The following is a 12,954-nucleotide window of genomic DNA, read 5'->3' as shown; positions in this document are numbered from 1 at the left end:
ACACTGGTGGCATGGAGATTGCTGGAGTCCGCGCCGAGTTCCTCGACGTCAACTGCTATGCCGTCGCCGCTGAGCATCCCGAGGGGCAGGCACGCGAATGCCTGCTCGTCGACGCCGGCTTCGACTGCGCCCCGCGCATGAAGACGCTGCTCGACGAACTCGGCTGGACCCCGGTCGCGGTGCTGCTCACCCACGGCCACCCCGACCATGTCCTCGGCCTGCCCCGCCTGCGCGAGGTGTTCCCGAGCCTTCAGGCCCACCTCGCCGCCCCTGATGTTTACCGGCTGGCCGACCCTGCCGGCACCCTGTCACCGGAGCTGGGGCAGATGCTCGGCGGGATGATCGGCGACTGGACCGCGCCCGAGGTGGTCGAGACCGCCGATGGTGCGTGCTGGCAGGCTGCCGGGCTGGTGATCGAGGCGACCTACGCGCCCGGGCACACCGAGGGGTCGACACTCTGGCGGGTGCGCGACACCTCGGGCGCGGCCGAGGATCTGGAGGTGCCCGAAGTGCTCTTCACCGGCGATGTGCTCTTCGCCGGATCGATCGGGCGCACCGACCTGCCCGGTGGTGACGATCAGGCGATGCGCACCTCGCTGCGCATGTTCGCCTCGATGCCGGACACCCCGATCCTGCCCGGGCACGGGCCCGGCAGCACGATCGCCCACGAGCTGCGCACCAACCCCTTCCTCTGAACCGGCGCCTGCCGCAGGGGAGAAGCGCATATGACGACCAGCCGACCGGCTGGCACCGGCTGCCGCCTATGATGGATGCGGTCGGCGCACAGCACCGTCGGCACTCACTGGCAAGGAGAACGACTCACATGGCACAAGCCGCACGCCTGTCCGGATTCCCCGAATGGCTGCCCGCCGACCGCATCGTCGAAGAGCGGGTCATCGACCTGCTCAAGCACACCTTCGAGCTCAACGGCTATGCGGCGCTGCATACGCGTGCCGTCGAACCGCTCAGCGCACTGGCCAAGGATGGTGAGATCGACAAGGAGATCTTCGCTGTCTCCCGGCTGCACGGCGACCCGTCTGACTCCCGCAACCCGATGGGCCTGCACTTCGACCTGACGGTGCCCTTCGCCCGCTACGTCGTCGAGAACGCAGGCCACCTGTCGTTCCCGTTCAAGCGCTACCAGATCCAGCCGGTGTGGCGCGGTGAGCGCCCCCAGGACGGCCGGTTCCGCGAATTCATCCAGGCCGACATCGACGTCGTCGCCGAGGACAGCCTCGCCGATCACTTCGAAGTCGAGGTCCCGCTGGTGATGGCGCAGGCCTTCGACGCGCTGCGCGAACTCGGCGTGCCGCCGGTCAGGATCCTGGCCAACAACCGCAAGCTGCTTGAAGGCTTCGCTCGCGGTCTGGGCCTGGAGAACATCCCGGCTGTGCTGCGCAGCCTTGATAAGTACGACAAGATCGGCCCCGACCGGGTCGGCGAGCTGCTCGCCGCCGACGCCGGCGCTTCGGCGGCCCAGCAGCAGGCGCTTTTGAAGCTGGCAGCCATCGAATCCGACACCTCGGCGTTCGCCGATGAGGTCCTCGCCCTCGGCGTCAGCGATGCGCTGCTCGATGAGGGACTCGAATCCCTTGTCCGCCTCGTCGATGCCGCCCACCGCATCCAGCCCGGCGTCGTCGTCGCCCAGCTCAAGATCGCCCGCGGCCTGGACTACTACACCGGTTCGGTGTACGAGACCCAGCTGCTCGGCCACGAATCGCTCGGCTCGGTGTGCTCCGGCGGCCGCTACGACTCCCTGGCCTCTAACGGCAAGAAGACCTACGCCGGTGTTGGCATCTCACTCGGCGTCTCCCGGCTGATGTCGCGGCTGGTCGGTAAGAACCGGATGGTGGCCGCGACCCGCTCGGTGCCCACAGCCGTGCTCATCGCCGTCACCGATGAAAGCGGCCGCAGCGAGGCCGATGCGGTGGCCATGCAGCTGCGCCGCCGCGGCATCCCCGTCGACGTCGCACCGGCTGCCAGCAAGTTCGGCAAGCAGATCCGCTTCGCCGACCGCCGCGGCATCCCGTATGTGTGGTTCGTCGACGGTGAGACCGGTCACGAGGTCAAGGACATCCGCTCCGGCGAGCAGGTCTCAGCCGACCCCGAGCTGTGGACACCGCCGGCCGAGGACGTGTGGCCGCGGGTCGAACGCGTCGCCGGCGACGAGGCCTGACCCACAGGTCTCGACCTGGACCCTCAGCCCTCGCCCTGGACCCGCAGCGGGGCCGCCGTGCGCGGCTCCGGGTCCGGGGCCAGCGAGCCGTCTGGGGCGATGTGGTCGAAGATCTCCGAGACCATCGTCACCACGTGCGGGTCGTCGACGACGTAGAAGATGTGCTTGCCGTCCCGTCTGGAGGACACGAGGCCTGCCAGGCGCATCTTCGCCAGATGCTGGGATACCACCTGCACGCTGACCCCGCATTCCTCGGCCAGGCTGCTGACATCGCGCTCCCCATGGAGCAGATGCCACACGATGAACAGCCGGGTCGATGAGGACAGCATCCGGAACGTCTCGGCAGCGACATCGACCTGGGCGGGCGTCGGCACCTCGGGAACGGCAGATCCGGGGGGAGTGTCATGAGTCATTCGCAGCGTCCAGCCTTTCCATCAGTACCGCGCACTATGACTATCATGGTGCAAGCGCAGAGTCTGCACACCATCCGTGCCCGCAGACCGTCACCTGAATCCTCACACCATGAAGGAGTTCCACCCCATGCTACGCACCCGTGAGGCGGCCACCCTCGGCACGCCCGACATCGACAGCACCGTCACCCTCACCGGATGGGTCGACCGGCGCCGTGACCACGGGGGAGTGGCCTTTATCGACCTGCGCGACTCATCGGGCATCGTGCAGGTCGTCGTGCGCGAGGACGTCGCCGACAAGCTGCGCAACGAGACCGTCATCCAGGTCACCGGTACCGTCGCCGCCCGCCCGGAGGGAAACACCAACGACCAGCTGGCCACCGGTGAGATCGAGGTCGTCGACACCGAGGTGACCGTGCTGTCGCAGGCGGCGCCGCTGCCGTTCCAGGTCTCCGACCACGCCGAGGATTCCGGCACCGTCGGCGAGGAGGTCCGCCTCAAGCACCGCTACCTCGACTTGCGCCGCAGCGAACCGGCCCGCATCATCCGCCTGCGCTCCGAAGCCAACAAGGCCGCCCGCCGGGTGCTCGATGAGCACCGCTACATCGAAGTCGAAACCCCGACGATGACCCGCTCGACCCCTGAAGGCGCCCGCGACTTCGTCATCCCGGCCCGCCTGCGCCCCGGCTCCTGGTACGCGCTGCCGCAGTCGCCGCAGCTGTTCAAGCAGCTGCTGCAGGTCGGCGGCATCGAACGCTACTACCAGCTCGCCCGCTGCTACCGCGATGAGGACTTCCGCGCTGACCGGCAGCCGGAGTTCACCCAGCTCGACATCGAGGCCTCCTTCGTCGAACAGGACGACATCATCGCCCTGGCCGAAGACGTCCTCGCCGCGCTGTGGGAGCTTATCGGTCACACCATCGACCGGCCGATTCCGCGCATGCCCTACTGGGAGGCGATGGAGCGTTACGGCACCGACAAGCCCGACCTGCGCTTCGACATCGAACTGACCGACCTGACCGAGTACTTCGCCAACACCCCGTTCCGCGTGTTCCAGGCTCCCTACGTCGGCGCCGTCGTCTACCCCGGCGGCGGCTCGCTGCCGCGCCGCCAGCTCGACGGCTGGCAGGACTGGGCCCGCCAGCGCGGCGCGAAGGGCCTGGCCTACGTGCTCATCGGCGAAGACGGCACCCTCGGCGGCCCGGTGGCCAAGAACATCTCCGAAGAGGAGAAGGCCGGCCTGGCCGAGAAGGTCGGCGCCAAGCCCGGCGACGCGATCTTCTTCGCTGCCGACAAGCCGGCAGTCGCTCGCGCACTGCTCGGTGCCGCCCGCAACGAGATCGCCGAGCGCACCGGCCTCATCAAGGACGGCGACTGGTCGTTCGTGTGGATCGTCGACGCCCCGGTCTTCGAACCGGCCGAGGACGCCGTGGCTGCCGGTGACGTCGCTGTGGGCGAAGGCAAGTGGACGGCCGTCCACCACGCCTTCACCGCCCCGAAGCCCGAATACCTCGACACCTTCGACACTGATCCCGGCTCGGCTCTGGCCAGCGCCTACGACATCGTCTGCAACGGCAACGAGATCGGCGGCGGCTCGCTGCGCATCCACCGCCCCGAGGTCCAGCAGCGCGTCTTCGACGTCATGGGCATCACGCAGGAGGAAGCGCAGGAGAAGTTCGGCTTCCTGCTCGAAGCCCTGAGCTTCGGTGCGCCCCCGCACGGCGGCATCGCCTTCGGCTGGGACCGCATCGTCGCCCTGCTCGCCGGCACCGACTCGATCCGCGAAGTCATCGCCTTCCCCAAGACCGGCGGCGGCTACGACCCGCTCACCGACGCCCCGGCGCCGATCACCGCCGAACAGCGCGCCGAGGCCGGGGTCGACTACGACCCTGACGCCGAGGACGAATGAGCGACCTGTTCTCATCGGCCAACGAGGCGGCTGCAGGTGCCGACGAGGCACCGGCGGCCGCCTCTGGCACCGAGCCCGCAGAAACCGCCGCACCGCCGAACCCAGACGACCTGAGCGGTGTCAGCGCACTCGACCCGCTGGCGGTGCGAATGCGCCCGCGCAGCATCGACGAGATCGTCGGCCAGGAGCACCTCACCGCCCCCGGCTCACCGCTGCACCAGCTCGCCGAAGCCCGCACCGGCGCTCGCGCCGGGGCCACCTCGGTGATCCTGTGGGGCCCACCCGGAGTCGGCAAGACGACGATCGCCCACGTCATCTCGCACAGCCCCAACCGCAAGTTCGTCGAACTCTCAGCCATCACCGCAGGCGTCAAGGACGTCCGGCAGGTCATCGAGAACGCCCGCAACGACCGGGAGCTCTACCAGCGCACGACCGTGCTGTTCCTCGATGAGATCCATCGCTTCTCCAAAGCCCAGCAGGACGCCCTGCTGCCGGCCGTGGAGAACCGGCTCGTCGTGCTCATCGCCGCCACCACCGAGAACCCGTCGTTCTCCGTCATCGCCCCGCTTGTCTCCCGCTCACTCGTCCTGACCCTCAAACCGCTGACCGACGAGGGGGTGGCCGCACTCATCGACCGGGCGCTGGAATCCCCGCGGGGGCTGGCCGGCACCTTCACCCTCGATGACGACGCCCGCGACTACATCGTCCAGGTCGCCTCCGGTGACGGCCGGCGGGCGCTGACCGTCCTCGAAGCCGCCGCCGCCAGCGCGCGGGCCACCTCCGGCAGCGACGAGACCACCGCCATCACCCGGGATCAGGCCGCGGAATCGGCCAACCAGGCCGTGGTCCGCTACGACCGGGCAGGCGACCAGCACTACGACGTCATCTCCGCGTTCATCAAGTCGATCCGCGGCTCAGACCCCGACGCCGCCCTGCACTACCTGGCCCGGATGATCGTCGCCGGTGAGGACCCCAGGTTCATCGCCCGGCGCATCGTCATCGCCGCCGCCGAGGACATCGGCATGGCCGACCCGCAGGCCCTGCCGCTGGCCGTGGCCGCCCAGACCGCCGTCGAGCGCATCGGCATGCCTGAGGGCCGCATCCCGCTGGCCGAAGCCGTCGTCTACCTCGCGTGCGCCCCGAAGTCGAACGCCTCCTACACCGCCATCGACGCCGCGATCGCTGACGTCAAGGCCGGCAAGGCAGGCGAGGTGCCCCTGCACCTGCGCGACGCCCACTACCCAGGTGCGAAAGCCCTCGGACACGGTGCCGGTTACAAATACGCCCACAGTTACCCGCATTCGGTTGCCGCCCAAGACCATCTGCCCGAGACCCTGGCAGGTGCCCAGTACTACACGCCGACAGCCAACGGCGCGGAGAAGGGCATGGCCGAACGGCTGGCAGCGATCGCCCGGCTGCGCGCCGGAAAGTGACGCCTGCTTCTCCGAACTGCGGATGAACGTCCGTGGCAAACCGCGCGCATGTGGCCTGACACCTGCTAGGCTCCTGCAGGTGCCGTCATGCCATCCCCCGACTGCACGCATGATCCCTGTTCCTCCCCTCGACACCCCACAAGGATCCACTGTGCACAGCGAGACCCTTCTGAGCGCGCGCGGACTGCGCAAGCATACGGCTCCACCGTAGCTCTCGATAGCGTCGGATTCGACATCACCCGCGGCGAGATCGTCTGCCTCATCGGCCGCAACGGCGCCGGCAAGACGACTCTCCTCGACCTGCTGGCCGGCCTCAAGCCGCCGACATCGGGAGAGATGCACCTGGCCGGCGAGATCTACCGTCCAGCCGACCGTGCCGAAGCCCGGGCCGCCGGCGTCGGCATCGTCACCCAGCGCCTGAGCATCGACCCGCGCCTCACCGTTGCTGAGGCGCTTGTGCGCGAGACCTACCGAGCCAGCCTCACCACCGAGCGTCAGCTCGAGTTCGCTCGCCAGGCTCTGGCGGACTACGGCAGCGACCTCGACCAGCTCGAACGCCTCGGGGATTTGGAACGGGCCGACATCACTGTCGTCGAACTGCTGCGCCTGGCGTACGCAGAAACACAGCTCATCCTCCTCGACGAGATCACCGCAACCTTCAACGACCACGAGATCCCCTGTTCCACGCGCTGGCGAACAAGCTGGCTGCCGAAGGACGGGCCATCGTCAGCATCTCCCACCGCCTCGACGAGGTCGCGGCGCTGGCCGACCGTGTGCTCGTCATCCGGGAGGGCCGACTCGTGAGCGAACTGCAGCAGGGAGCCGCGACGAGCACCGCGCTGTTCACCTCCCTGTTCGGCGGCACCTTCGAACAGCGCCGGCGCCCAGCTCCGGCACACAGCGGAGGGTCGCTCATGGAGCTGCGCGATGCCGTCGGCACGCGCGGTCTCGCACCGGTCAATCTCGACATCCGCGCCGGGGAGGTCCTCGGCATCACCGGGCTGCGCCGCTTGGGAATCGCAGAACTTGTCGCGCTGCTCGTCGGCGCCGACAGCCTCACCGATGGACGCATGCTCATCGACGGCGTCGACGTCCGTCTCAACGGCGTGGTCGATGCTCTCCGCGACAGGATCGGATACCTCTCAGACCGCGATGACGAGATCGGCAGCGGTGAGACGGCCACCCTCGGCGGGGCTCTCACCTCGATCCAGGGAGCAGACGCGGCAGGCTCCGGGTCGGTCATCGAGGACATGCGCCTACTGCAGAAGGTGGTCCGAACGATCGAATCGCTGGGCATCCGACGATGCGCCCGCCGAGAAGGAGAACCCACCCATGTCGCAGATCGACACGTTCATCCAGCAGATGCTCATCATCGAAGGCGCCACTGGCGCAGCCATCGTCGACATCTCCTCCGGCATGGCCCTGGCCACCGGCGGACACCCCGGATTCGACCTCAACGTCGCAGCAGCCGGCAACGCCGACGTCGTGCGCGCAAAGCTGCGCACCATGAGAGTCCTCGACATCGACGACAGCATCGAGGACATCATGCTCACCCTCGGCACGGCCTACCACCTCATCGCCGTGCTCAACCAATCCGACACCGAAGGCCCGTTCATCTACCTCGTCCTCGACCGGTCGCGGTCGAACCTCGCCCTGGCCCGCCACAAGGTCAACCAGATCGCCAAGCTGGTGGAGGTCTGAGCTCTGCTCACCCATTTGCCCCGCCCGCCTGCCAGCCGGTAAGGTAGTGCGGTGCTGTGCCTGGCCGAAATCGGCTGCAGGGCGGTCGATGGGCTCCGGTCTCGCGGAGCCGATCCTCTTTCCATACGCGGAAACAGCAGCCTCCCACGCTGACCGAGACACCCGCACGCGCGGGATCAGCCGAGGCAGAAGAAACACGAAAGGTTGGCATCCATGCCTGCACCCGCACGTTCGCGCCGCCAGGTCCGCCTCTCGCGGTCCCTGGGTCTGCCGCTGACTCCGAAGGCCGAGAAGTACTTCGAGCGCCGCCCGTACCCGCCCGGTGAGCACGGCCGCGCCCGCCGCCGCAACGACAGCGACTATTCGGTCCGCCTGAAGGAAAAGCAGCGTCTGCGCGCCCAGTACAACATCCGCGAAGCCCAGATGCTCAAGGTCTACAAGGAGGCCCGCCGCGAGCAGGGCCTGACCGGTGAGAACCTCGTCGAGCTCCTCGAGATGCGTCTCGACGCCCTCGTGCTGCGCGCCGGCTTCGCCCGCACCATCCAGCAGGCCCGCCAGTTCGTCGTCCACCGTCACATCATGGTCGACGGCCAGCGCGTCGATCGTCCGTCCTTCCGCGTCAAGGAAGGCCAGATGATCCACGTCCACCAGAAGTCCGCTGAGATGGAGCCCTTCCAGATCGCCGCTGCCGGTGGTCACCGCGACGTCCTGCCGGCCGTCCCGGGCTACCTCAAGGTCGACCTCGAAGCCCTGCAGGCGACGCTGCTGCGCCGCCCGAAGCGAGAAGAGGTTCCGATCACCTGTGACATCCAGCTCGTGGTCGAGTACTACTCACGCTGATCCACCGTCTGCGCAGACGCTGCGCAGCACCTCCTGCCCGGGTGTTCGCCACTGCGAATGCCCGGGCAGGTTTGTATGATGGCGCAGGAGGAACGCTCCGCGCCCGAGGCGCCGGCCACCGGCCGTCATCGCCTCCCGCCTGACCCCGCAACAGTTTCGAAAGGTTCGCATGAAGACTGCAGAGATCAAACGGCGCTGGCTCGAGTACTTCGCCGCCAACGGCCACACCGTCGTGCCGTCCGCGTCGGTGATCAGCAGCGACCCGACGATCCTGTTCAACATCGCCGGCATGGTGCAGTTCATTCCATACCTCTCCGGCCGCGAACCAGCCCCATACCCGCGGGCGACCAGCGTGCAGAAGTGCGTGCGCACCCAGGACATCGAAGAGGTCGGCAAGACCACCCGCCACGGCACGTTCTTCCAGATGAACGGCAACTTCTCCTTCGGCGACTACTTCAAGGACGACGCCATCCGCTTCGCCTGGGGACTGCTGACGAACTCAGAAGAGGACGGCGGCCTCGGCTTCGACCCCGACCGGCTGTGGGCGACCGTGCACGCCGATGACGCCGAGACCATCGACCTGTGGCTGGAGAACACCTCGATCCCGGCCGAGCGGATCCAGACCCGCGGCAACGAGGACAACTTCTGGCACACCGGCCAGCCCGGCCCCGGCGGCTACTGCTCGGAGATCTACTACGACCGCGGCCCGGCCTACGGCGTCGAAGGCGGACCGGTCGCCGACGAGGACCGCTACATCGAGATCTGGAACCTCGTGTTCATGGAGTTCGCACTCTCCGAGGTCCGTTCGAAGGTCGACTTCACCATCGAGAAGGAACTTCCGGCCAAGAACATCGACACCGGCATGGGCCTGGAGCGCGTGGCCTTCCTCAAGCAGGGCGTCGAGAACATGTACGAGATCGACGAGGTCTACCCTGTCATCGAGGCCGCCTCGAAGCTCTCGGGCCGAAAGTACGGTGACAGCGAAGAAGACGATGTCCGCATGCGCGTCGTCGCCGACCACGTCCGCTCCGCCCTCATCATCATCGGCGACGGCGTGCGCCCCTCGAACGAAGGCCGCGGCTACATCCTGCGCCGCCTGCTGCGCCGTGCGGTGCGTGCGATGCGCCTGCTCGGCGTCACCGAGCCGGTGCTGCCGACCCTGCTGCCGGTGTCGAAGGATGCGATGAAGGACTCCTACCCGGAGCTGGAGACCGACTTCGACCGGATCTCGCGCATCGCCTATGCCGAGGAGACCGCGTTCCTGCGCACCCTCGAATCCGGCACCCAGCTGCTCGGCCGCTCCGTCGACGCCGTCGGCGAAGGCGGCACCATCAGCGGCGACGTGGCCTTCGCCCTGCATGACACGCACGGCTTCCCGATCGACATGACCCTCGAGATGGCAGCCGAGCACGGCGTGTCCGTCGACGAGGAGGGCTTCGCCGCGCTCATGGCCGAACAGCGCCAGCGCGCCAAGGCCGATGCCAAGGCCCGCAAGGGCGGCATGCACACCGATCTGTCGGCGTACTCCGCGCTGCTCGAAGAGGGCTCGACCGAATTCATCGGCTACGACAACCTCACCGCTGACTCCCGCATCCGCGGCGTGGTGGCAGCAGGGGAGAGCGTCGAGGCCGCTGAGTCCGGAGACGAAGTCGACCTCGTCCTCGACGTCACCCCCTTCTACGCCGAATCGGGTGGTCAGAAGGCCGATATCGGCATCATCCGCGGTGACGCCTTCGTCGCCGAGGTCCTCGATGTCCAGAACCCGCTCAAGGGTCTGCCGGCCCACCGGGTGCGCATCGTCGAAGGCGCCCTGCACCCGGGATCTGAAGTGCACGCCGAAGTCGATGCCGGCCACCGCTTCCAGGCCGCCCAGGCCCACTCGGCCACCCACCTCATCCACGCCGCGCTGCGCGAGGTGCTCGGCTCGAACGCCGTGCAGGCCGGCTCGCTCAACCAGCCCGGCTACATGCGCTTCGACTACTCCTTCCCAGAAGCACCTTCTGCTGCCGCCCGCGCAGAGATTGAGGATGCGGCCAACATCGCGGTGCGCGACAACCTTGACGTGGCGTATGAGTACATGCCCTTCGAAGACGCCAAACGCTCCGGCGCTCTGGCCCTGTTCGGTGAGAAGTATCCGGACATCGTGCGCGTCGTCGACATCGGCGGCCCGTTCTCCCGTGAGCTGTGCGGCGGCACCCACGTGCTGCGCACCACCGAGGTCGGCCCGATCTCGGTCGTCTCCGAGGCATCCGTCGGCTCCGGCACCCGCCGCATCGAGGCGACTGTCGGCCTGAGCGCCTTCCGCGAACTGGCCAAGGAGCGCACGATCGTGCAGTCCCTGTCCGACATGCTCAAGGTGCCCGGCCCCGACGTCATCGACCGCGTCTCCGGACTGCTGGCCAAGATCAAGGAAGCTGAGCGGACCATCGCCAAGCTCAACCAGCAGCAGGTGCTCGCCGCTGCCGGCTCGGCTGTGCAGTCCGCCGAGCGGATCGGTGAGATCGTCTTCAGCGGCACCGAACTCGGCGAAGTCTCCTCCGGCGATGACGTGCGCTCCTTCGTCCAGGACGTGCGCAACCGCCTCGGCTCCGAAGCTGCCGTCGTCGCTGCGATCGGCAACGCCGGCGGCAAGCCCAGCGTCGTCGTCGGACTCAACGACGCCGCACGCGAGGCCGGATACAAGGCCGGCGACCTCGTCAAGACCGCCTGCCAGATCCTCGGCGGCGGAGGCGGCGGCCGGCCCGACCTCGCCCAGGGCGGAGGAACCGACATGAGCAAGGCGCCGGAGGCACTGGCCGCACTGCGCCGCGAACTCGGAGCCGCCTAGTGGCGTTCCGCCGCGGCCGCAGGCTCGCCCTCGACATCGGCTCGGTGCGCATCGGCGTGGCCCAGTGCGATCCCGACGGGATCCTCGCCACGCCGCTGACCACCGTGTACCGGCGCGACGGCGATGAGCGCGCGCTCACCGAGATGCATGCGCTCATCGCCGAGCACGAGCCGATCGAGATCATCACCGGACTGCCGACCTCACTCGACGGCCAGCAGCGCGCCTCAGCCGAGGCCGCCCGCTGCTTCGCACGGGTCCTTGCAGGTCAGACCGACATTCCGGTCCGCGAAGTCGATGAGCGATTCACCACAACCCAGGCACACGGCGTGTTACAGTCAGCTGGCAGAAGCTCGCGCCAGAGACGCGAGATCGTCGATTCTGTTGCAGCGGTGATGATCCTGCAGGCGGCGATCGATCAGGAGAAGCGTACCGGCCAGCCCGCCGGCAGCCCCATCGACACGACCGAGGAGCCCTGAGGTGAACCTGTCCGAGGAGTTCGACGCAACCGATGACGGTCTCTCCCGTCAGGAACTGCGCGCCAAACGCCGCCGGCAGATGATGCGCCGCAGGCGCACCGTCACTATCCTCACCGCCTGTGTCCTCGTTCTCGGCGTCGTCGGCGCCGTCGCCTTCTCCACCGCTACTGGAGTGGTCTCGGAGATCTTCGCCGAGAAAGGCGATTACGAAGGTGAGGGCACAGACGAGATCGTCATCACGGTCATGCCCGGCAGCTCCGCCCGCGAGGTCGCCAACCACCTCGTCGAACAGGACGTCATCATGTCCTCGAAGCCCTTCCTCGACGAGATCGAGAAGCGCGACGCCGTCATCCAGGCCGGGGACTTCACGATGCGTAAGCAGATGAGCTCCGCAGCCGCCGTCGAAGCGCTCATCGACCCGCTGGTCAACCAGCGCCTGGCCATCCCCGAGGGCTTCAGCATCAAGCAGATCAAGGGCCGGATGCTCGACTCCGGCATGGACGAGTCCTCGATCAACGAGGCGATCGACGACAAGAAGCCAGCCGACTACGGACTCGACATCGAGGCTCCCAACCTCGAAGGCTATCTGTACCCGGCGACCTATGAGATCAAGCCGAAGATGACCGCCGAGCAGATGGTCCAGGAGATGGTCGACAAGACCAAAGCGGAGATCGACGAGATCGGCATCCCTGCGGAGAAGGTCAATGAGGTCTTCACCCTGGCGAGCATCGTGCAGGTCGAAGCCCCCGGCAACCCCGAAGACCGGGCCAAGGTCGCCCGCGTGTTCCTCAACCGCATCGACAAGGACCAGGCGCTGCAGTCCGACGCGACCGTCAGCTACATCCACGGCGCGCGCTCCGACCTGACCACCACGCAGGAGGAGCGCGAATCCGACAACCCCTACAACACCTACAAGCACACCGGACTGCCGCCGGGACCGATCAACTCACCGAGTGCCGAAGCAGTCGAAGCCGCGCAGAACCCCGCCGACGGCAACTGGCTGTTCTTCGTCGCCGTCAACCCCGACACCGGTGAGACGAAGTACGCCGAGACGTACGCCGACCACCAGAAGAACGTCGAAGAGTACCGCGTCTGGCTGCGCGAGCACCGCAAGAACAACCCCAGTGACGACGCCGGAGGCGAGGGCTGAGGTCGAACCCAGGCCAAGCACAGGCTGAGATG

11 protein-coding genes are annotated in these 12,954 nt (G+C 67.7%); 10 read left to right on the top strand and 1 reads right to left on the bottom strand.

Annotation, left to right across the window (positions count from 1 at the left end; all coding sequences use genetic code 11):
* The first annotated feature begins 11 nt into the window (after positions 1 to 11).
* Both HLA91_RS07705 and hisS read left to right on the top strand, forming a co-directional pair.
* Positions 12 to 695: an MBL fold metallo-hydrolase gene (locus HLA91_RS07705; RefSeq protein ID WP_102160331.1), complete on the top strand. Its 684-nt coding sequence runs from the start codon at positions 12 to 14 to the stop codon at positions 693 to 695.
* Between the two features lie 128 nt (positions 696 to 823).
* Positions 824 to 2,176: a histidine--tRNA ligase gene (gene hisS / locus HLA91_RS07700; protein WP_170274217.1), complete on the top strand. Its 1,353-nt coding sequence runs from the start codon at positions 824 to 826 to the stop codon at positions 2,174 to 2,176.
* A gap of 23 nt (positions 2,177 to 2,199) precedes the next feature.
* Here hisS and HLA91_RS07695 read toward each other — a convergent pair whose 3' ends face one another.
* Entirely contained in the window at positions 2,200 to 2,589 is a 390-nt protein-coding gene (locus HLA91_RS07695) for an ArsR/SmtB family transcription factor (RefSeq protein ID WP_102160328.1), read from the bottom strand.
* Positions 2,590 to 2,716: 127 nt separating this feature from the next.
* Between HLA91_RS07695 and aspS the strand changes: the two genes are divergently transcribed.
* The 8 genes from aspS to mltG all read left to right on the top strand — a co-directional run bounded on the left by aspS (position 2,717) and on the right by mltG (position 12,922).
* On the top strand, positions 2,717 to 4,495 hold the full coding sequence (aspS, locus tag HLA91_RS07690) for an aspartate--tRNA ligase (protein ID WP_170274216.1): 1,779 nt from the start codon (positions 2,717 to 2,719) through the stop codon (positions 4,493 to 4,495).
* Positions 4,492 to 5,928: a replication-associated recombination protein A gene (locus HLA91_RS07685; protein ID WP_170274215.1), complete on the top strand. Its 1,437-nt coding sequence runs from the start codon at positions 4,492 to 4,494 to the stop codon at positions 5,926 to 5,928. Before aspS ends, HLA91_RS07685 begins: the two co-directional genes overlap by 4 nt.
* 87 nt (positions 5,929 to 6,015) lie before the next feature.
* The gene (locus tag HLA91_RS07680) at positions 6,016 to 6,732 is read left to right on the top strand and encodes an ATP-binding cassette domain-containing protein (RefSeq protein WP_170274214.1); all 717 of its coding nucleotides are present in this window, start codon (positions 6,016 to 6,018) and stop codon (positions 6,730 to 6,732) included.
* A 528-nt stretch (positions 6,733 to 7,260) separates the two neighbouring features.
* Positions 7,261 to 7,629 (top strand): hypothetical protein, encoded by a 369-nt coding sequence (locus HLA91_RS07675; RefSeq protein WP_170274213.1) that lies wholly within the window; start codon positions 7,261 to 7,263, stop codon positions 7,627 to 7,629.
* A gap of 213 nt (positions 7,630 to 7,842) precedes the next feature.
* Positions 7,843 to 8,469: a 30S ribosomal protein S4 gene (gene rpsD, locus HLA91_RS07670; RefSeq protein WP_102160322.1), complete on the top strand. Its 627-nt coding sequence runs from the start codon at positions 7,843 to 7,845 to the stop codon at positions 8,467 to 8,469.
* A gap of 169 nt (positions 8,470 to 8,638) precedes the next feature.
* Positions 8,639 to 11,296: an alanine--tRNA ligase gene (alaS, locus tag HLA91_RS07665; protein WP_170274212.1), complete on the top strand. Its 2,658-nt coding sequence runs from the start codon at positions 8,639 to 8,641 to the stop codon at positions 11,294 to 11,296.
* Entirely contained in the window at positions 11,296 to 11,772 is a 477-nt protein-coding gene (gene ruvX, locus HLA91_RS07660) for a Holliday junction resolvase RuvX (protein ID WP_170274211.1), read from the top strand. The genes alaS and ruvX overlap by 1 nt, the downstream gene beginning before the upstream one ends.
* 1 nt (position 11,773) lies before the next feature.
* Positions 11,774 to 12,922, top strand: coding sequence for an endolytic transglycosylase MltG (mltG, locus tag HLA91_RS07655; protein ID WP_259795482.1), 1,149 nt, complete (start codon positions 11,774 to 11,776; stop codon positions 12,920 to 12,922).
* The last annotated feature ends 32 nt before the right edge of the window (positions 12,923 to 12,954 follow it).

Source organism: Brevibacterium luteolum (genome assembly GCF_013004595.1).
Classification (GTDB): Bacteria; Actinomycetota; Actinomycetes; order Actinomycetales; family Brevibacteriaceae; genus Brevibacterium; species Brevibacterium luteolum.
The sequence above is the reverse complement of the archived record's forward strand: the minus strand, read 5'-3'. Positions and strand labels throughout refer to the sequence as shown.